Consider the following 20,804-nt stretch of genomic DNA (forward strand, 5'->3'; position numbering starts at 1 on the left):
CTATTTTAAAGCAGAGAAGTTGTTGCAGTGCGAAATCATAGGGAGGGTTACCATGAACATGGAACTCTCACGACGCGGCTTCCTCAAGGCTGCAGGCGTGGGTGTTGCCGGGACCACGATGGGAGCCTTCGGGTTCGCTGATCTTGAGGCGGCGCAGGCCGCGGCCATCAGGCCCTTCAAGCTGACGAACACGATGGAGACGCGCAATACTTGTCCGTATTGCTCGGTGGCCTGCGGCATCATCATGTATTCGAAGGGGGACCTTCGAAAAGGCGAGGCGGCCGAGATCGTGCATATCGAAGGTGACGCCGATCACCCGACGAACCGTGGCACTCTCTGCCCGAAAGGCGCGGCGCTCAAGGACTTCGTGAAGGCTGAGACCCGGCTGAAATACCCGATGGTTCGCAAGCCGGGATCCGACAAGTTCGAGCAGGTATCATGGGATCAGGCTCTCGATCGTATTGCCCGGCTGCTGAAGGATGATCGCGACGCGAACTTCATCGCCACGAACGCGGCCGGCGTTCCGGTCAACCGCTGGACGACGGTCGGCTTCCTCGCCGCGTCGGCAACCACGAACGAAACAGCATGGCTGACCTACAAGGTCGTCCGCAGTACGGGAATCGTCGCATTCGATAATCAGGCGCGCGTTTGACACGGCCCCACGGTGTCCAGTCTGGGCCCAACTTTCGGTCGTGGCGCGATGACCAATTCTTGGACGGATATCCGGAATACGGATCTCGTCGTCATCATGGGCGGCAATGCCGCTGAAGCGCATCCGTGCGGATTCAAATGGGTTACGGAGGCGAAGGCCAATCGCGGCGCCAAGCTGATCGTCGTCGATCCGCGCTATACGCGCTCGGCCTCGGTGTCCGACTTCTACGCGCCCATTCGGCAGGGAACCGACATCGCGTTCCTGCTCGGCGTGATCAATTACTGCATCCAGAACGACAAGGTGCAGTGGGAATACGTGAAGGCCTTCACCAACGCGGCCTATGTGGTGAAGGAGGGATTCGCCTATAGCGACGGCCTGTTCACGGGTTACGACGAGAACAAGCGCGATTACGACCGCTCGACCTGGGAATACGAGATCGGGCCGGATGGCTTTGCCGTAGTCGACGACACGCTGCAGAATCCGCGTTGCGTCTGGAATCTGCTGAAGACGCATGTGGCGACCTATACGCCCGAAATGGTCGAACGCATCTGCGGCACACCCAAGGACAAGTTCCTGAAGGTAGCGCAGATGATCTCGGAGTGCTCGTCTCCGACGAAGACCATGACGTCGATGTACGCGCTCGGCTGGACACAGCATTCCAAGGGATCGCAGAACATTCGATCCATGGCGATGCTGCAGCTCATCCTTGGCAATATCGGCGTGCGTGGCGGCGGCATGAATGCCTTGCGCGGGCATTCGAACATTCAGGGCCTGACTGATATCGGCCTGATGTCGAATCTGATCCCGGGCTACCTGAACATTCCGGTGGAGCGGGAGACCGACTTCGCGACCTACATGTCAAGCCGGGCGTTCAAGCCGCTGCGGCCGAACCAGACCAGCTACTGGCAGAACTACAAGAAGTTTTTCGTCAGTTTCCAGAAGGTCATGTGGGGTGAGGCGGCGACGGCGCAGAACGACTTCGCCTATCAGTACCTGCCCAAGCTCGACGTGCCGGCCTATGACGTGCTGCGCACCTTCGAGATGATGCACCAGGGAAAGGTGAACGGGTATTTCTGCCAGGGCTTCAACCCGCTTCTGGCCTTCCCGAACCGCCAGAAGATCACGGAGTCACTGTCGCGCCTGAAATGGCTCGTGACCATAGATCCCCTGGAGACCGAGACGTCGCGATTCTGGGAGAATCACGGCGAGTTCAACAACGTGAATCCGGCGTCGATCCAGACGGAGGTGATCCAGCTGCCTTCGACCTGCTTCGCCGAGGACGAGGGCGCGCTCGTCAATTCCGGGCGTTGGCTGCAATGGCACTGGGCGGGTGGCAGCCCTCCAGGCGAGGCGAAGCACGATACGTGGATCCTGGCGCAGATCTATCGCCGGCTGCGTGCGCTCTACGAGAAGGAGGGCGGAGCCTTTCCGGATCCGATCCTCAAACTCACCTGGAACTACCGGGACCCGGAGGAGCCTACCCCAGAAGAGCTTGCCAAGGAACTCAACGGCTACGCGGTCGAGACACTCACCGATCCGGCAGACCCGACCAAGGTCGTGCTGGAGAAGGGAAAGCAACTCGTCAACTTTTCGGTCATGCGCGATGACGGCACCACCGCTTGCGCCTGCTGGATCTATTCCGGCTGCTTCAACGAAGCCGGAAACAACATGGCGCGCCGGGACAACACCGACCCGGATGACACGGGAGCCTATCCTAATTGGTCATTCTCCTGGCCGCTCAACCGGCGCATCCTCTACAACCGTGCCTCTGCGGACCTGCAGGGCAACCCGTGGGATCCATCCCGCAAGCTGATCGCCTGGGACGGAACCAAATGGTCCGGCTACGACGTTCCGGACATCGCGCCCAATGCCAAGCCGGACATGGTCGGCCCTTTCATCATGAACCAGGAGGGTGTGTCGCGTCTCTTCGCCCGCGGACTCATGCGGGAAGGCCCGTTCCCGGTGCATTACGAGCCGTTCGAGGCTCCGATCGCCAACGTGATCGCGCCGAAGATTCGGGGCAACCCGGTCGCGCGGATCTTCCAGAGCGACGTGGCGCAGTTCGCCACATCGGAGGAATTCCCCTATGCGGCGACGTCCTATCGCCTGACGGAGCACTTCCACTACTGGACGAAGCACAATCATGTGAACGCGACGCTTCAGCCGGAATTCTTCGTGGAGATCTCCGAGCAGCTCGCAGCGGAAAAGGGTATCGCGCCCGGATCATGGGTGCGGGTCTGGTCCAAGCGCGGCGAGGTGAAGGCGAAGGCCGTCGTGACGAAGCGGATCAAGCCGCTCGTTTGCGACGGCAAGTCCGTCCATGTGGTCGGCATCCCGCTCCATTGGGGGTTCACGGGCCAAGCGCGGAAGGGCTGGGGACCGAATTCCCTCACGCCATTCGTGGGTGACGCCAATATCGAGACGCCTGAATACAAGGCGTTCCTGGTCAATATCGAGCCTACGACGGCCCCGGCATCGGTCTGAGGAGAAGCGGAATGGAACCAAGTCCTCGCACCGCCACCAGCAACCCGCCGGTCGCCGCGACCAACACAAACCTGACGGAGCGGGATCTCGTGCGCCGCTCCGCCTCGACGGTCCCACCGCCTGCGCGGCAGCTGGAGCCAGTCGCCAAGCTCATCGACGTATCCAAGTGCATCGGCTGCAAGGCCTGCCAGTCGGCCTGCATCGAGTGGAACGATACCAATCCGGCCATCGAGACCAACACGGGCGTCTACGACAACCCGCATGACCTGGCGCCCGACATGTTCACCCTGATGCGGTTCACCGAATGGGACAATCCGCAGACGGGCAATCTCGAATGGCTGATCCGCAAGGATGGCTGCATGCATTGCGAGGATCCGGGCTGTTTAAAAGCCTGCCCGGCGCCTGGAGCCATTGTGCAGTACTCCAACGGCATCGTGGATTTCGTGCACGAGAACTGCATCGGCTGCGGCTATTGCATCAAGGGATGCCCGTTCAACATCCCGCGCATCTCGAAGGTCGATCACACGGCGTATAAGTGCACTCTCTGCTCCGACCGTGTCGCCGTCGGGCAGGGTCCTGCCTGCGCAAAGGCCTGTCCGACTCATGCGATCACCTTCGGCACGAAGGACGACATGAAGAAGCTGGCTGACAGCCGCATCGAGGATCTCAAGTCCCGAGGCTACGACAATGCCGGCCTCTACGATCCGCCAGGCGTCGGCGGGACGCATGTGATGTACGTTCTGCATCACAACGACCAGCCGGAGATCTATGCGGGCCTGCCGAGAGATCCGAGGGTCAGCCCCGTCGTGACTGCCTGGAAGGGAATGGCCAAGTATCTCGGCTTCGCCGCCATGGGGCTCGCAGCGGCGGCCGGCGTTCTCCATTCGGCGCTGGTCAGCCCGAACCGAGTCACGCGCGAGGATGAAGAGAAGGCCGAGGATCTCGTGAAGGAGAAGACCTGATGGCGCAGACGAGCATCGAGAAGGAGGATGCGATCCATCCCGGCAACCCGGTCGTCGTCGACCGGTACAACCTGGGCGCACGGGCCAATCACTGGATCACGGCAATATCGCTCATTCTTCTGGCTTTGTCGGGCCTTGCCTTCTTCCATCCTTCCCTGTTCTTCCTGACGGGCCTGTTCGGGGGCGGGCAAAGCGCCCGTGCCCTCCACCCCTGGATCGGCGTCGTTCTGTTCTTCAGCTTCGCGGGGCTCTTCGTTCGCTTCTGGCGCGCCAATCTACCGGAGAAGGCGGACCGGCAATGGCTCGCCCATGCCGGCGACATGATCAAGGGCGACGAGGAGAAGGTGCCGCCGGTCGGGCGGTACAATCCGATTCAGAAGTTCAATTTCTGGGTCATGTCTCTCCTGATCATCGCATTGATCCTGACAGGGATCGCGATCTGGGACCAATATTTCTTCGATTGGACCACCATTCCCCAGAAGCGTGTCGCTGTGCTCATTCATTCGCTAGCGGCCGTCGCGCTGATCTGCATCTGGATCGCCCACGTCTATGCGGCGATCTGGGCGCGCGGCACGCTCCGGGCCATGACGCGCGGTTCGGTGACGGGAGGCTGGGCCTGGAAGCACCACCGGCTCTGGTTGAAGGAACTGGCGGAGCGTCATAGAGTGAAGAAGCCGGCTACGCCTGCCGAGTAAGCACATGATGACACGTGACCCGTGCGGTTCGTGAGGTTGCATGACACATCCAGGTTCCGTCGATCCCAATCCCGCCGCCATCGGGCGCATCCCAAGCCCTCCATTCGTCAGACTGCCCGATCCGAGACGATTGTTCGAAGCGCGGAGGGAGCGTCTCGAGTTTCTCGCTCAGACGAGCGAGCTTGCGCCTTACCTGCGCTTCATTGCAGGCATCGCGGCGGCCCAGAGCGCCATTCAGGATGGTCTGCCCGAGCCGGAGCTTCCGCCCCCTGATGCGCTCGCCCGCGCCCGCGAATTCGGCATGCCGCCGCTCGATCGCAATCAGGTCGATGTTGACGATGTGATCGGCGGAACCTTGAACCGTCTCTTCGACGCGGTCATGTCCCTGGACAAGCCGAGCGAGGCGCAGGCAGCTCTCTCCCGGGTGAAGGCGGCCTCGCCGGAGGAGATGCGCATCATGGTACGCGATGTCCTCGCGGATGCCATCCCGGCCGATGCCATCGCCGAGCATGTTTATGTGGCGGCGGGGCTTCAGGTTCATTTTGCCCGTCTGGCGGCGAGGCTCGACAAGGATAAGCTTGCCCGGATCAGCGACGGCGCATGCCCCTGCTGCGGCGGCGCGCCGACCTCTTCCCTCGTCGTCGGATGGATGGAAGCCGAGGGGACACGTTATTGCTCCTGCTCCCTGTGCGGAACGCTCTGGAACGTCGTTCGCGTGAAATGCGTGTTGTGCAGCTCAGGAAAAGGGATCGGCTACCAGGAGATCGAAGGCGGCGCCGGCACGATCAAGGCGGAGTGTTGCGACAATTGTCGAGGCTATGTCAAAATCCTGTATCAGCAGAAGGATATGGCTCTTGATCCGGTGGCTGACGACATCGCCAGCCTCGGGCTCGATCTTCTTCTGAAGGATGGGGAATACCGCCGAGGAAGCTTCAATCCTTTCCTACTCGGAATTTAAGGATGGTCGAGGCTGCTCCGTCCCTGCGCCAGCTTCCCTCTGTCGATCGCGTACTGCGTCAGCCAGATGTCGCGACACTCATCGAGAAACACGGGCGCGTGGAAACAACGCAGGCCGTTCGCGAGACGCTTGCGGCTCTGCGCGAGGAAATGCGGCCTGGAGCCGTGGTCGACGACACGATCATCACCTCCGCAGTCCTGGCGCGTCTCGATGCACGGGCGAAACCGCGGCTAAGACCGCTCTTCAATCTGACCGGGACAGTGCTCCACACCAATCTCGGTCGCGCGATCCTCGCGGAAGAGGCCGTCAAGGCCGCGACATCCGCCATGCGCGAGGCCGTGTCTCTCGAGTTCGATCTCGCAAGTGGCAGGAGAGGGGAGCGGGACGACCATGTCCGCGCGCTCGTCTGCGAGTTGACGGGCGCAGAGGATGCCACCCTCGTCAACAACAATGCAGCTGCCGTGCTCCTTGCCCTGAACACCTTCGCGCATGGCAGGGAAGCCATCGTGTCTCGTGGCGAGCTCATCGAGATCGGGGGCGCCTTCCGTATGCCCGAAATCATGGCGCGGGCGGGCGCGCGCCTGTGCGAGGTCGGTACGACGAACCGCACTCATCCGCGTGATTACGCTGATGCGATGAACCCTGAGACCGGCCTGATCCTGAAGGTCCATACGTCGAATTACCGCATCGAAGGATTTACGGCGGAGGTCGGCGCCCGCGATCTCGCGAAACTCGCGCGGCAACATCATGTGCCCTTCGTCAACGATCTCGGCTCCGGAACGCTCGTCGATCTTTCCCGGTTCGGGCTCAGAAAAGAGCCGACCGTCCGCGAGTCGGTAGAGGAGGGTGCGGATCTCGTCACGTTCTCCGGCGACAAGCTTCTCGGCGGACCGCAGGCGGGTTTCATTATCGGCCGGAAGGATCTCATCGCAGCCATCAACCGCAATCCCATGAAGCGTGCATTGCGGGTGGACAAGATGCGGCTCGCGGCCTGCGAGGCGACCTTAAGGCTCTACCGCGATCCTGACCGGCTCGCACAGAGGCTTCCCACCATGCGTTTCCTCGCGCGGAGCATGGAAGACATACGGCAGCAGGCTCTTCGCCTCGCACCCGCTCTGGCCGAGATCATGGGAGGCAGCGCCGTCGTCGAAGCCGCGCCATGCGCGAGCCAGATCGGCTCGGGGGCGTTGCCGCTCGACACGATCCCGAGCTTCGGACTTGTCATACGGCCGAAAGGCAGCGGGCAGGCGGTCGAGGCTTTGAGCGCGGCTTTCAGGCGCCTGCCATGGCCGGTGATCGGCCGTGTGGCCGAGGGCGCACTCGTCTTCGATCTCAGGTGCCTGGAAGACGAGAGCTTGTTTCAGCGGAACCTTGCCTCCCTGCGAGACGAGATCGCCTCATGATCGTCGGCACGGCAGGACACATCGATCACGGCAAGACCGCCCTCGTCAAAGCGCTGACGGGGATCGACGCGGACCGCCTCAAAGAGGAAAAGGCACGCGGAATCACCATCGATCTCGGCTTCGCCTACTGGCACCAGGGCAATGGCGCTGTGATCGGCTTCGTCGACGTACCCGGCCATGAGCGCTTCGTCCATACCATGGTAGCGGGCGCCAGCGGCGTCGATTTCGTCATGCTGGTTGTGGCCGCCGACGATGCGGTGAAGCCGCAGACGCTTGAGCACCTGGCGATCATCGACATTCTGGGAATCGACCAAGGCGTGGTCGTCCTCAGCAAAGCCGACCTTGCGAGCGAGGAGCGGCGTGGGGAGGCAATCACGCAGATCCGCAATGCCCTGGCAGGCACGGTCCTGGCGGGATGGCCGATCCTTCCCGTATCCACTGTCACCGGTGAAGGGATCGAGTCTCTAAAAGTGCATCTTCAGGCGGCGGCTTCGGTGCGGAGAAAACGGGCCGAGATCGGGCTCTTTCGCCTGTCGGTCGACCGCAGCTTCGCCCTGTCCGGCGCCGGGACAGTGGTTACGGGGACCGTGCTCTCCGGTTCGATTTCAGTGGGGGACCCGGTTGTCGTCAGCCCGTCCGGACGTGTGGCCCGCGTTCGTTCGATCCACGCCCAGAATCGTCCCGCAGAGCGCGGCGTCGCGGGGCAGCGCTGCGCCCTCAATCTGGCAGGAGAGGGGATATCGAAGGATAGCATCGCCCGAGGCGACATGGTGCTCGCGCCCGAACTTCATGCGCCGACCGACCGGATCGATGCGAGTCTGCGCATTCTCCCGGGCGAGAAGAAGCCTATCGGACAGTGGTTCCCCGTTCGCCTGCATCATGCGGCCATCGAGGTCGGGGCGCGGATCGTCCTTCTGCAGGATGATCCCATGCAACCGGGCGAGAGAAGTGTGGCGCAACTTGTCCTCGACAGACCGATTGCCGCGGCCACCCACGACCGCTTCGTTCTGCGTGACACCTCTGCCCAGCGAACCATCGGAGGCGGGTTCTTCGTCGACCTGCGCGCCCCCGCACGACACAGGCGTAGCGAGGAGCGGCGTCAGCAAATCTCCGCTCTGGCACAGGCTGATCCGGCTGTCGCCATGAAGGAACTGACGTCAGTGCCGCCCTGGTTCTTCGATCTGGTGGCTTTCGCCCGGGATCGGGCCATGTCCCTCGGCGCCGCAACAAGCATCGCCGACAGGCTTGGATATGTGCGCCTTGCCGCAGGCCCCGCCGTTCTGGCACTCGCGCGAGAGCGTTGGGTTTCCTTCGAGGCCGGGTTGGTCGGCGTTCTCGACAAGTTCCACCAGGAGAACCCGGATCTTCAGGGCCTGGGTTTAGAGCGCCTACGCCTTCAATGCGAGCCACGCCTACCGGTACAGGCCTTCCGCGCGGCATTGCAGTCTCTCGTCGCAAATGGCCGGATCAGGCTCGACGGTTCATGGGTGCGTCTGCCGTCTCACGAGGTGCGTCTCGACGCCGGGGAGGAGGAGACATGGCAGGCGATCCGGCCGCTCCTTGCGGGCGAGGAGCGCTTCAGGCCGCCCCGGGTACGCGACATCGCTGGCCTGATGGCCTTGCCGGAGGACGAGATCCGCCGCCTCTGCAAGCTTCTGAGCCGACTTGGACAACTTGACGAGGTTGCTCATGATCATTTCTTCCTGCGCAGCACGGTCGCCGAGATGGTCGGGATCCTCCAGGATCTTGGCCTTCGGGCACAGGATGGGCAATTCACAGCGGCACAGTTCCGGGATTGTGTCCAGAACGGGCGCAAGGTCGCCATCCAGATCCTGGAATTCTTCGATCGTCACGGCGTAACCTTGCGTCGCGGCGATCTTCGTCGCATCAATCCCCATCGGCTGGATCTCTTCCGTGCGATTCCGCCTATTGCCGATGTTCAAGGAGGAGAAGCGTCCCCGGTGGGGCGTCCGGACTTCAAATCCGGGTGGGGCCGCGAGCCGGTCCTAAGTGGGTTCGACTCCCACTCTCTTCCGCCATCGTCCCCATCCGCGTGAAGCAGGGACGGAGTCGACCGCCGCCCCATGCCACTCAGCGGGACGGGGTGCATCCTCCGGACGGCCCGGCCGTAGGAGTGGCGGCGTTTTTCATCGGGTCGAGGCCGCTAGCCGTCGCGGGATGATCCGATGGCGATTGCGGAGTGGGCCCCTTCGGAGTCGTGCCGATATAGGAGCCGCCGAGTCCCCCCGTCCAGCCGGACGATCCTGCCGTCCCGGGCGACGTGCCGGAGGCCTGACTGTTCGGGTCGGGCGTCGTGGCGGCCGTGGACGCAGGCTCCTCCGGACAGGGATTCTGCGCAAAGCACGGTGTCGATAAACCGACAGCCGCAACGAAAAGGATCAGGGGGGCACGCATCGCATCCGGCTCCTGTTGGCTAAGCTGTGGGAGCAACGTGACGGAGCATGGCGGGTTCCGGCAGACCCTGAAGCATCGAACGCAAAATTGGGAACCGGTTTTGCGTGGAAAGATGCGACAGACCAAAAAGTTAGAGCATTGGACACGAGTCCGATTTCCACGGCCGATGCTCTAGGTCACTTTGACCTGCGGGGAGCCCGCCTCAGCGTGGCCGACGATCCGGGCAAATGGATAGCCAGCATCGACGATCTGCCCGAGAATGCGCTCCGCCCGCTCCGGCGCGCAGGCGATCAGGAGGCCGCCCGAGGTCTGGGGATCCGTGAGCAACTGCCTCTGCCATGGCTCAAGGCCGTCGGGAAGCAGGATGCCGTCGCCATAGCTGTCCCAATTGCGGGTCGAGGCGCCTGTCACATACCCTTGCCGAGCGAGCGACTCGGCTTCCTGGAGCAGGGGCAGCTGGGCATGGTCGATGCTCAAAGTCAGGCCCGACCCTCGGGCCATTTCGAGCCCGTGGCCAAGAATGCCGAAGCCGGTGACATCCGTGATGGCATGAACGTCGGGATTCCGGGCAAGCTCGGCGCCGATCCGGTTCAGCAGGGTGACCGAGCTCATCATTTCCGCGTAGGCGTCCGGGGCGAGCGCGTCCTTCTTGAAGGCTGCCGAATAGATTCCGACGCCCAGAGCCTTCGTCAGGATGAGCGCATCCCCGGCTTGCGCGCCGCTGTTGCGGCGAATCTCGCCGGGTTTCGCGGTTCCGATCACAGCGAGGCCGTAGACGGGCTCCGGGCAGTCGATGGAATGCCCGCCTGCCACGGGAATCCCGGCCTCGGCGCAGATCGCGGCGCCGCCCCTCAAGATCTCCCGGACGGTCGCAGGCGCGATTTTGCCCAGCGGCATGCCCAGGATAGCCAGAGCCATAATCGGACGGCCGCCCATGGCGTAGACGTCAGAAATGGAATTGGTTGCCGCGATACGCCCGAAATCGAACGGGTTGTCCACCATGGGCATGAAGAAGTCCGTGGTCGCAATGATGCAAGTCTCGTCGTCCAACTGCCAGACGGCCGCATCATCGGCCGTTTCGGTGCCGACGAGAAGTTGGCGGAACGGCCCGGCTTCGGGCTGTTCGGAGAGAAGCTGCTGGAGGACCGATGGTGCGAGTTTGCAGCCGCATCCGCCACCATGCGACAAATGACTGAGCCGAACGTTTGGCATATCCATGAGCGTCCTCCTCCCACTTTCCAATCATGGTTTCAGGTCCGGGCCCATAAGGCAACCGCGCTGGCCTCCAAGGCATTGGCCTGAAGCCCAAGCTTATCCGGGCAGGACCAGGACCTTGCGTTTCGATACGCGGAATGCCCCTATGAGAAGGCTACCGATGATTTGCCATGAACGCGCTTGGGAGCAAGGGAGCCGATGAAGCCGGTGGACGATGCCAGGCAGGAGAACGCCCTCAATAAGGAGCACGAAGATTCCGCATATCCTACGGCTTGTCAGGAGCCGATCACGGTTATTCCCTTCAATGGGACCAAGGCCTCGCGAGGAGCGCGGGCCATCGCGTCGGAGGTGCCGGTCAATCTCGTCTATGGCGGCATTCCCTTCGCGGTCATGATGACGACGCCCTCGGACTTGGAGGATTTCGCACTGGGCTTCAGCCTTACAGAGGGCGTCATCAAGCATCCGCATGACATCCGTGGCATTCGCATCGAGCAGGATGAGCGTGGCCTTCGTCTCGCCATCGACCTGGTTCCCGACAGGCTGCACGAACATCTGGCGCGGAAGCGCGCCCTGTCTGGTCGAACGGGCTGCGGATTATGCGGCATCGACGATCTCAAGTCTCTGCCGCAGGCCCGGGCAAATGAAGGGAATGCGCCCGTCATCGCCTTGCCGGCCATTCAGTCCGCTCTCCTCGGGCTTGATCGTCGGCAGGCTCTCAACGAACTGACGCATGCCGTCCATGCGGCCGCCTGGGCCGATCTCGATGGAGCGATCCGCTTCGTCCGCGAGGATGTCGGTCGCCATAATGCTCTCGACAAGCTCATCGGAGCGGCATGCCGGGCGGGCACGGAACCGGACAGTGGTTTCGTCATCGTCACAAGCCGCTGTTCTTTCGAGCTGGTGGAGAAGGTTGCCGCCTTCGGAGCGCGGACACTCGTTTCGATCTCGGCGCCGACCTCGCTCGCCTTGGAGCGGGCGCGGCATCTCGACATCACGCTCATCGGGATCGCTCGTCGCGACTCCATGACGGTCTTCCATGGAATCGACCGCATCAGCGGCGCACAGCCATTTGGAACCCAAGCGGATATATGATGGCTGCCTATCATCGCGAGGAGGCAGGGCTTTGCGCCCTCGCTTTCGATCCGGTTCTATTGAACATGCCCGGTGAACACATATCCCACGCCACGCACCGATTTCACGAGCATGGGGTGCTTCGGATCCGTCTCGATCTTGCGCCGCAGGCGCGCCACCTGGGCATCGATCGAGCGGTCGATGGCCTCCCAGTGCCGTCCTCGTGTCAGGTCCATCAGCTGATCGCGGTTCAGAACTCGGCCGGGATGGCGAGCAAAGGTTGCCAGAAGCTCGAATTCCCCGGTTGTCAACGTGATTTCGGCGCCGTTCGGCGCCTTCAGCTCTCGCCGTCCCAGATCGAGCCGCCATCCATCGAACCGGATGACATCGCCCGCATGCGGCAGTGCCATGGGGCTTGGTTCCAGCGGCAAGGTTGGTTGGGTGCGGCGCAGGACGCTCCTGATCCGAGCCAGAACCTCGCGCAAGTGGAACGGCTTGGCGATATAATCGTCCGCTCCCACCTCCAGGCCGACCACCATGTCCACCATGTCCGACCGGCCGGTCAGCATGATGATTCCTGTCTTCCCGGTGCTCGGTCGTGCCCGAACCTCCCGAGCGAGCTGAAAGCCGTCCTCGCCGGGTAGGACCAGATCCAGCAACACCAGATCGATCTTCGACTTGGTCAGGCATTCCCGCATGGCCTCGCCGTTGGCGGCGGCGCTGACCTGAAATCCTTCATCGGCCAGATAGCGGCTGATCATCTGACGGATTCTGGCATCGTCATCGACGATGAGGATATGCGGCGCATCTGTCATCACCGGCCAAGGTCCATGAGTTCCGTCGCTCTTGACGTTGGTGCTGCTGCGTTATGGGACAAGCCCTAGATCTGGGAATCCTCCTAAATTGCCACGGTTGAGCGAGGATCGGTCTCCGATGCATGCGCTCAAACTCCGGGGCAGCTCTCCAGGTTGGATACGTGGACGCGTCACGGATTGTTACAAGCCGGCACATACTCGTACAGGACAACGGCACGGGTGTGACATTCGCCTGCTTTAGTCATGGCAATCCGGATCGTGATTGGAGCATTTCATGTACTCCTCGCATCTCCTTTCCTCGGTTGGGAGCGCGGCCATCCCGACATTTGGTCCGCCAGCGGAGCCTTTAACCTTGGATATTGTGTTTGCCGGCCAGCCGGCGAACAAATTTGCCGCTGGGGAAGGAGTGTTCTGGGAGGGGGATAAGTCTGCCGATATCTTCCAGATCATCGAAGGCTGCCTGCGCCTTTACCGTATCCTGCCGGACGGACGACGAGCCATCATGGGCTTTAGGTTCGCCGGCGAGACGCTCGGCCTCTCCTGCGAAGGAACTTATTGCTACACAGCCGAGGCGGTCACGTCCGTTCGGCTGCGTCGACTGAGCCGCGCCCGGCTGCGGGCGATGGGAGAGGAGGTCAGGCAATTGCAACCGCTGCTCCTTGCGAAGATCTTCGAGGAGATTCGCGCTGCCCGGCAGCACATCATCGTGCTGGGGCAGCTGGGAGCCGAGGAGCGGACGGCTCATTTTCTGGTGTCGGCGGCCCGTCGGACAGGAGCTGACCAGCGGCGTCCGGTTACGATCGAGTTGCCGATGACGCGCCAGGACATTGCCGATTACCTTGGCCTGACCATCGAGACTGTTTGCCGTGTCCTATCGAAGCTCAAGCGCGATGGATTGGTCGCCTTGGAAGGCCGTCACAAGATCATCCTTATGCGAATGACTGATCTGCAGCACCTCGCAGGCGAGTTCGATGATGCTGACCCGCATGCTCCAACCTACATTCAGGCCAAGTGGCCACAATGAAGGATGAAAAGGTCGCTCTTTCCACTTCTGATGATACACTGACCGGGGAGTGAGCATCAGGCCGGTCCCGAAAGCGCCGGTCCATTTTTCCGACGATGCTCTAGTCCGGATTTCGGTGTTTCTGAGCGGGTAACCGAGCCATGATCTCCCGGAATGATGTGGAATTGCCGGCGACCTTACGAGATCTATCGCCTCTTTCCCCTTCTGGTCAGAAGCATTCGGGAGCGGGATTGGATCGCATGAGCCACGATGTCAAAGGGGCGCATCCATCGGGTTCCTCCGGAGGGACGGCCGATCTGGTCAACAGCCCCGATCATTCGCTCTTCCAACTCGTGTTCGACCAAGTGGTCGTCGGTATTGAGCTGGTGGATAGCAATGGCCGCTTGCTCGACGTCAATGCGGCCGTCTGTACTCTGCTCGGCTATGCAAAAAATGAGCTGATCGGGCGCAGCTTCGAGGAGATCATTCATCCCGAGGATCGACCGCGGGTGTTGGCGCTCGCGGCCCAACTCATGGCGCGCGAGATTCCAAGTTACCGGATCGAGAAACGCTACCTGTGCAAGAGCGGTGAGACCGCCTGGGTTCGCGTAACCTCTTCCTTGGCCGCGGCCGATCCTGACCATCCCTATCGTCTTTCGATCGTCGAGGATATCGGCGAGCGAAAGCAGGCCGAGGAAGTGCAGCGGGCGAGCGAAGCTCGTCTGCGCACCGTGCTGGAGGCTATCCCCATCGGGGCAATTCTGTCGGACGCCGAAGGCCGTGTAATCGAGGCCAACAAGGCCTATCTCGATCTGATCGGGCGCTCGCTGGCGGATCTCCATGCGGGCCGGGTGCGTTGGGACGAAATCACGCCGCCCGAATGGCTGGCCGCCGACGAGCGGGCGATCGCCGAGGCCCGGGCCCACGGCGTCTCCTCCATGTACGAGAAAGAATATCTCCGCAACGGCGAACGCATTCCGGTTCTCCTGAAACTGGCTTCCGTCAAAAACGGCCATACCTTCGCGGTGTTTGCACTCGATCTTTCAGAGCGTAAGGCCTCCGAGGCAGCCCTGCAGGCACGGACGACGGAGTGGGAGGCTCTGATCGAGACTGCGCCGGTAGCCGTCTGGTTCACCTACGACCCCGACCTGCGTGAGGTGAGGGCCAATCGGCTCGCCTCCGAGTTGCTCGAACTGCCTCTCGCCTTGTGTCTGCCCGATCAGAGTTCCGGGGCACTGTCTTACAGCCACACCTTCCGGAACGGTCTGGAAGTCCCTCCGGATCAGGCGCCTCTTCGACGAGCGATCCAAGGCGAGGAAGTGCGCAATGAGGAATGGGAGTGCCATTTCGAGGATGGTCGGCGTGTGGACCTGCTGTACAACGCTTCGCCGCTGCGGGACAATTCCGGAACGGTGGTCGGGGCCATTGCCGCCGCCGTCGATATCACGGCTCGCAGGCATTCGGAGGCCGTGCTGCAGGAACGCGAGGCGCGTCTCCATTCCATTCTGGAAACGGTGCCGGAGGCTCTCATCACGATCAGCGAACAGGGAATCGTCGAGTCCTTCAGCCGCTCGGCCGCTGCGCTTTTCGGTTACCTTCCCGACGAGGTGATCGGGCGAAACATCAGCATGCTGATGCCTTCGCCATATCGGGAAGCGCATGGCAGCTACTTGGAGCGGTACCTCCAGACGGGCGAGAAGCGCATCATCGGCATCGGGCGTGTCGTCAGCGGGCAGCGCAAGGACGGCAGCGTGTTTCCCATGGAACTCGCCGTTGGCGAGGTTAAGGTGGGCGGACAGCATATGTTCACCGGTTTCATCCGCGATCTCACAGCAACCCAGAAAGTCGAACAGGAACTGCGTCAGGCCCAGAAGATGGAAGCGGTCGGCCAACTGACCGGCGGCGTTGCTCACGACTTCAACAATCTGCTCACCATCATTCTCGGCAATCTCGAGATGCTCGAGATGCGGCTGACTGATGATCGTGACTTGGAGTTGGTGCGAGAGGCACGAGAGACGGCTGAGAATGGTGCTCAGCTGACCGAACGTCTGCTCGCCTTCGGGCGTCGGCAGCCGCTGCAGCCCAAGCTGACGGATGTCGGGGATCTCCTAGGCGAGATGGTACCCCTGTTGCGGCGCACATTGGGTGAGACGGTCCAGGTGAGGAGCCGCTCGGACAGCGATCTCTGGCAGGTCCTGGTCGATCCGAGCCAGTTGCAGAACGCGATCCTGAACTTGGCGATCAACGCTCGTGATGCAATGACTTCTGGCGGTCGGCTGACGATCATGGCCGAGAATGCAGAGCTTGAACCGGACTATGCCCGCCTGCATCCGGAAGTTCGAGCAGGTCGTTATGTGCTGGTGGCCGTCACAGATACCGGCACAGGCATGCCGAAGGAGATTCAGGAGCGCGCATTCGAGCCATTCTTCACCACGAAGGAGGTGGGGGCCGGAAGCGGGCTCGGCCTATCGATGGTCTATGGCTTCGTCAAGCAGTCAGGCGGTCATGTGACGATCTATAGTGAGATCGGTCATGGAACGACCATCAGGATGTATCTTCCCCGGGCCGCGACGCTGGAGGAGTCTACGGAGGCACCTGCACCCTCGACATCCGTGGACGCCTTGCGTGGACAGGGAGAAGCCGTGCTGCTGGTCGAGGACGAGGCACGGGTACGGCGGATGACGGCAGCTCGTCTGTACGACTTGGGCTACCGCGTGCTGGATGCGGCCAATGGTCCAGCAGCACTGGCACTCTTAGATCTACATCCGGAGATCGAGCTGCTGTTTACCGATATGGTAATGCCTGGCGGCATGACGGGCACTGATCTGGCGGAAGCGGTGCGTAGCAGGCGGCCTAAGACCAAGGTCCTGTTCACATCAGGGTATGCGGAGCCGGATGTGGTGCGCCGCGGCCAAGAAACCGAAGCGCGCTGGCTGAAAAAACCTTACAGTACTCTAGAGCTGGCGCGGACCATCCGAGAGGTTCTCGATGCCACGGAATCATAGCCGAGAAGCAGGCCAGATCATGCGCGTAGGCTCGCACGTCTATTACAAACCGTCACATAACGGCACACGATTTGGCGGCTATGCGGTTCGGGCGTCACAAAAGCAGTCTTCTATGGCCCTGTGAACCAAGATGGGAGCCCGCCATGAATGTCGCTCGTCCTATCTCCTTCCTAGGTGCAGGCGCACGGGCAGCCCTTGCGCTGACAGCTCTCGCCGGGGCAGCGGATTTCGCGACTGGGCTAGCCTTCAGTCGAAGCGCGATTCAGAAGCGGGTGGATGACGTCATGCGGCATGCGCCCAATCTGGCTTCGCCCGATGAGGGAGTGAAATAAGGATCGCACGTCATCGATCACCTCGCCCAACTAAATCTGACTTGAAAGGGGCTTGTCATGCCCGTTTTCGATGCATCCGCGCTCAACGACAACGATGAGACTTTGATAAATCTGCGTGCCATCCTGGCGAGGCCTAGGGAGAACACGCAAGCGCAGCCTAGACCTCGTCAGCGAGCTGAAGCTTTGCCCCTGGCCCAGTCTCAGTCCAAGCACTTCGCCGGTATTCCTCTGATCGTCGGCGTTGCGGTATCGATCACTCTTCCAAGTCCGTAGTGGATTGTTGCTCTAAAATGGACACTTCCGCGAGTGGCTCAGCCGTTATGATCTGGCTGCTCCTGATCGCAATCACTCCATTCTTAACTGCAGCTACCCAAAGAAAAGTTACACGGGGCACGGCACGACGGCACGTCGCCGGAACTTTCAGCTCGAGTTGTGACCGGTTGCGGCATTGTGCGCTTGGTAATATCCAACCCCGGGCCAGACTCTCCGGGTTGGGCCGATAGAGACAATTTGGCGCCTGTCACAGTCTATTAACATGGTTTAAAAGCGTGAGCGTAGAACCAGAGCTGTCTCCCGCCATATGCTGGTGGTCGAGGGTTGCCATGGACGTTTCGCTCACCAGCCATCCAGTTTACCGTGCCTATGTAATCGATCCTAACGGTGGGATTCTGATTGCTCACGCGCTGATCTGCCAATCCGACGATGAGGCGATCAGCAAGGCCAAGGAATACGCAACCGGCAACGCTGTCGAGTTGTGGGACAGGGGACGCAAGATTGCCTTCATTCCACTGGGAGGCGCACCCTGTGTCATCTTTTAGAGGGTCGAATCAAAGCTCATCTAATCTCATGTCTGTGGTTCGGATGGTTGAAATGCTACCTTGAAGACCAGGCGACCATCCGTCCCGCTCACGGCGACAAAGCTATGCATTGGATCGCGGCAACGATCCGCAAGGAGAAGGGTCAGGTGTCGGGCATGCGCTCGGGCAGCATTTTCCTCCGAAAACATCTGACCCAGTCCATCCAATGTCGACTGGCCATCCAGGACGATATTGAAGAAGTATTTGGGCATAGGATTCATCATCCCCAACACCGCTTCGAAATTACCTACCTGATCGTACCTTCGGTGGCCTTGCCATTTGTCAATCTGACAGAGACACCGTTCAGGTACGGCATCGGAAATACGGTAGCATCGCTTCGCTCTCGCAGACGATAGCCGCGCGCCAGCCGAGGTCGAACGCTGCGACTGAAGTTCCAGATTTTTGTGCACGCTGCTCTTGGTTGCTTCTCACCCTCAAGATGTCGAATGCCGCCTCCAATCAAGAGGATTCAGCGTCCGGGACACCGTCCTCCAGCTCGGCAAGCCAGATTCCCGGTCCTGCATCGGATGGAGCACGCCAGTCGCCGCGCGGCGACAGCGATCCGCCGGACGAGATCTTAGGCCCGTTGGGCATGGCGGTGCGCTTGAACTGGCTGGTGAAAAATCGGCTGAGGAATACCCGCAGCCATTTCTTGATCTCGCCCAGTTCGTAAGCCCTATGCGATGTCTCCGGGATGTTGGGCGGCCACGTACCCGCTTCCTTATCTCTCCATGCCTGCCAGGAAAGATAAGCAATCTTGGATGGTCGGAAGCCGTAGCGCGTCAGATAGTAGAGATTGAAGTCCTGCAGGGCGTAGGGACCGATCATGGCCTCCGTCGACTGGATTTGCCCGGATGCATCCTGGGGCACGAGTTCGGGGGAGATTTCGGTGGCCAAGATCGCATAGAGAATGTTTGCTGTGTCCTCGTCCACATCGCCGGAAGCTGCAACGAATCGAATCAGATGCTGGATCAGGGTCTTCGCGACCGATGCGTTGACGTTGTAGTGTGACATCTGATCGCCGACGCCGTAGGTGCACCAGCCGAGCCCCAGTTCGGAGAGGTCGCCAGTACCTACGACGATGCCGCGGTGATGGTTGGCGAGCCGGAACAGGTAATCGGTCCGCAAACCCGCCTGAACATTCTCGAAAGTCACGTCGTAGGCCGGCTCACCTTCGGCAAAGGGGTGCCCGAGATCCTTCAACACCTGCCGCGCTGCTGGTCGGATGTCGATTTCGGATGCAGTGACTCCCAGAGCTCGCATGAGCGCCCAGGCATTGCCCTTGGTGCCTTCGCTCGTCGCGAATCCAGGCAGCGTGTAGGCAAGGATGTTGGTGCGGGGAAGGCCGAGCTTGTCCATGGCGCGGCAGCAGACCAGGAGCGCTTGCGTGGAATCGAGGCCGCCGGATACGCCGATGACCACTTTCTCCGTCCGGGTTGCTTGCAGGCGTTTCGCGAGGCCCTGGACCTGGATGTTATAGGCCTCGTAGCAGTTCTCCGCGAGCTTGGCGGGGTCAGCGGGAACATAGGGAAACCGCTCGATGGGCCGGCGCAGCGCAAGCGCCTCCTCCGGCGCATCCAAGTGCAGAGGGACGATGCGGAAATTGCCCGGAACGACCTTCAACTCGTCGGCGCAATCACGAAAGGTGACCCGCCGCATGCGTTCCTGACGCAGGCGCCCGAGATCGATATCGGCCACTGCCATGGTGGAGTCTGGAGGAAAACGCCCGGTCTCGGCAAGCCGCAGGCCGTCCTCGAAGATGCCCCCATGGCCATCCCAGGCGAGATCCGTCGTCGATTCGCCCGGGCCCGCCGCCGAGTAAGCATAAGCAGCGATGCAGCGCATGGACTGGGAGCCGCAGAGGAGGCGTCGGTCCTCGGCTTTGCCGATGGTGATGTTGCTGGCCGAGAGATTGAGGAGGATCTCGGCGCCCGCCAGGGCGGCCGTGGTGCTGGGCGGCTGCGGCACCCACATGTCCTCGCATATTTCCACATGGAACGTGAAGGCGCAGCTGCCGGCTGATCGGAAGAGAAGATCGACGCCAAAGGGAACCTGCAGTCCGGCGAGTGTAATCATCTGCTCTCTGATGCTTGCTCCCGGGGCGAAGTGCCGGCGCTCATAGAACTCGCGGTAGTTCGGCAGGTATGCCTTCGGCACGACACCCAGGATACGCCCGGCGTGGATGACCACGGCGGCGTTGTAGAGGCGTCCATCCAATCGGAGAGGGGCCCCCACAACGAAGGCAGGAAAGAGGTCGGCGCTTTCCTCCGCAAGGCGGCTCAGTGCGTGTTCGACGGCCTTCAGGAGAGCGTCCTGATGCAGGAGGTCGTCGATGGCATAGGCTGATATGCCGAGCTCCGGGAACACCATCAGGGCGATCCGCTCCTGGTGCCCCTGCCGCAGCAGTTCGAGGGTCCGGTCGGCATTGAAAGTTGGATCCGCGACCTCGATCCGCGGCACACAGGCCGCGATGCGAACAAAGTCATGGCGGTAGGGTGTGAAGAACGAGATCATTCCGCGTCCGATCAGAGTTGGCTCTCATGGGGCAGGGCTTGCCCCGCTCCCATCACTCGATGGGAGCCCTGCCGTGTGATGCTGATACAATAGGTAACTAACACAAGGAATGGAATCCGCCATGGGGCTGGTTCCACAAGCCCCAGACCTCGCATGGGCTCCGAGACGTTGGAGGCGGTTGTTCAGCCGCCTCAATCCTCGGCACGGGCCGCGTTGAATCCGGATGATGACACAAACGAACAGCAAGCATCGAGTAGGTACTTAGTCCCAAGCTCTATGCCGTGCAATCAAGGAACGGGCTTTGCGAAGGCAGGGACTGCACTGCACGGGACCGACAGCCTGGGCTGATGAGAATTCTCCGCTTAGACGTGCAGGCCGCAGGAGGCGTGCAATGGCTTCCCGAAACGGCCACGCGCAACTTGA

At 61.5% G+C, this 20,804-nt stretch carries 14 protein-coding genes, 1 tRNA gene and 1 pseudogene; 11 read left to right on the top strand and 5 right to left on the bottom strand.

From position 1 onward, the window contains the following. The first annotated feature begins 52 nt into the window (after positions 1 to 52). From fdnG to U0023_RS11990, 7 genes and pseudogenes are all read left to right on the top strand, one after another. On the top strand, positions 53 to 3,136 hold the full coding sequence (gene fdnG, locus U0023_RS11960) for a formate dehydrogenase-N subunit alpha (protein WP_083861378.1): 3,084 nt from the start codon (positions 53 to 55) through the stop codon (positions 3,134 to 3,136). An 11-nt stretch (positions 3,137 to 3,147) separates the two neighbouring features. After that, complete coding sequence (fdxH, locus tag U0023_RS11965) at positions 3,148 to 4,098, top strand: formate dehydrogenase subunit beta (protein ID WP_009491494.1); 951 nt, start codon at positions 3,148 to 3,150, stop codon at positions 4,096 to 4,098. After that, positions 4,098 to 4,793, top strand: coding sequence for a formate dehydrogenase subunit gamma (locus U0023_RS11970; protein ID WP_009491493.1), 696 nt, complete (start codon positions 4,098 to 4,100; stop codon positions 4,791 to 4,793). Before fdxH ends, U0023_RS11970 begins: the two co-directional genes overlap by 1 nt. A 40-nt stretch (positions 4,794 to 4,833) precedes the next feature. After that, complete coding sequence (gene fdhE, locus U0023_RS11975; protein ID WP_009491492.1) at positions 4,834 to 5,751, top strand: formate dehydrogenase accessory protein FdhE; 918 nt, start codon at positions 4,834 to 4,836, stop codon at positions 5,749 to 5,751. Between the two features lie 2 nt (positions 5,752 to 5,753). After that, complete coding sequence (gene selA / locus U0023_RS11980) at positions 5,754 to 7,154, top strand: L-seryl-tRNA(Sec) selenium transferase (RefSeq protein ID WP_009491491.1); 1,401 nt, start codon at positions 5,754 to 5,756, stop codon at positions 7,152 to 7,154. Continuing rightward, positions 7,151 to 8,980 (top strand): annotated as a pseudogene (selB, locus tag U0023_RS11985) (selenocysteine-specific translation elongation factor); the annotation flags it as partial. The gene selA and the pseudogene selB, both read left to right, overlap by 4 nt. 117 nt (positions 8,981 to 9,097) lie before the next feature. Further along, positions 9,098 to 9,193, top strand: a tRNA-Sec gene (locus U0023_RS11990). A 52-nt stretch (positions 9,194 to 9,245) separates the two neighbouring features. On the opposite strand, the gene U0023_RS11995 is transcribed toward U0023_RS11990, so the two are convergent. Beyond that, positions 9,246 to 9,569 (bottom strand): hypothetical protein, encoded by a 324-nt coding sequence (locus tag U0023_RS11995; protein ID WP_009491490.1) that lies wholly within the window; start codon positions 9,567 to 9,569, stop codon positions 9,246 to 9,248. Between the two features lie 171 nt (positions 9,570 to 9,740). Next, positions 9,741 to 10,787 (bottom strand): selenide, water dikinase SelD, encoded by a 1,047-nt coding sequence (gene selD / locus U0023_RS12000; RefSeq protein WP_009491489.1) that lies wholly within the window; start codon positions 10,785 to 10,787, stop codon positions 9,741 to 9,743. Between the two features lie 195 nt (positions 10,788 to 10,982). On the opposite strand from selD, the gene fdhD reads away from it, so the two are divergent. After that, positions 10,983 to 11,876 (top strand): formate dehydrogenase accessory sulfurtransferase FdhD, encoded by an 894-nt coding sequence (fdhD, locus tag U0023_RS12005; protein WP_009491488.1) that lies wholly within the window; start codon positions 10,983 to 10,985, stop codon positions 11,874 to 11,876. Between the two features lie 56 nt (positions 11,877 to 11,932). Here fdhD and U0023_RS12010 read toward each other — a convergent pair whose 3' ends face one another. Beyond that, positions 11,933 to 12,670: a response regulator gene (locus tag U0023_RS12010; protein WP_009491487.1), complete on the bottom strand. Its 738-nt coding sequence runs from the start codon at positions 12,668 to 12,670 to the stop codon at positions 11,933 to 11,935. Positions 12,671 to 12,944: 274 nt separating this feature from the next. Here U0023_RS12010 and U0023_RS12015 point away from each other — a divergent pair, with 274 nt between their 5' ends. The 3 genes from U0023_RS12015 to U0023_RS12025 all read left to right on the top strand — a co-directional run bounded on the left by U0023_RS12015 (position 12,945) and on the right by U0023_RS12025 (position 17,828). Then, positions 12,945 to 13,694, top strand: a complete 750-nt coding sequence (locus tag U0023_RS12015) for a helix-turn-helix domain-containing protein (RefSeq protein ID WP_009491486.1) — start codon at positions 12,945 to 12,947, stop codon at positions 13,692 to 13,694. A gap of 239 nt (positions 13,695 to 13,933) precedes the next feature. Continuing rightward, positions 13,934 to 16,678 carry a hybrid sensor histidine kinase/response regulator gene (locus U0023_RS12020; RefSeq protein WP_009491485.1) on the top strand — a complete coding sequence of 915 codons (2,745 nt, stop codon included), beginning with the start codon at positions 13,934 to 13,936 and terminating at the stop codon, positions 16,676 to 16,678. Between the two features lie 934 nt (positions 16,679 to 17,612). Beyond that, positions 17,613 to 17,828, top strand: coding sequence for a hypothetical protein (locus U0023_RS12025; protein ID WP_009491482.1), 216 nt, complete (start codon positions 17,613 to 17,615; stop codon positions 17,826 to 17,828). A 26-nt stretch (positions 17,829 to 17,854) separates the two neighbouring features. On the opposite strand, the gene U0023_RS35540 is transcribed toward U0023_RS12025, so the two are convergent. Next, positions 17,855 to 18,091 carry a DUF6894 family protein gene (locus U0023_RS35540; RefSeq protein WP_407667356.1) on the bottom strand — a complete coding sequence of 79 codons (237 nt, stop codon included), beginning with the start codon at positions 18,089 to 18,091 and terminating at the stop codon, positions 17,855 to 17,857. Positions 18,092 to 18,326: 235 nt separating this feature from the next. Continuing rightward, positions 18,327 to 20,381, bottom strand: a complete 2,055-nt coding sequence (locus U0023_RS12030; RefSeq protein WP_009491481.1) for an NAD(+) synthase — start codon at positions 20,379 to 20,381, stop codon at positions 18,327 to 18,329. Positions 20,382 to 20,804: the final 423 nt, after the last annotated feature.

It is taken from the genome of Microvirga lotononidis (assembly GCF_034627025.1).
Classification (GTDB): Bacteria; Pseudomonadota; Alphaproteobacteria; order Rhizobiales; family Beijerinckiaceae; genus Microvirga; species Microvirga lotononidis.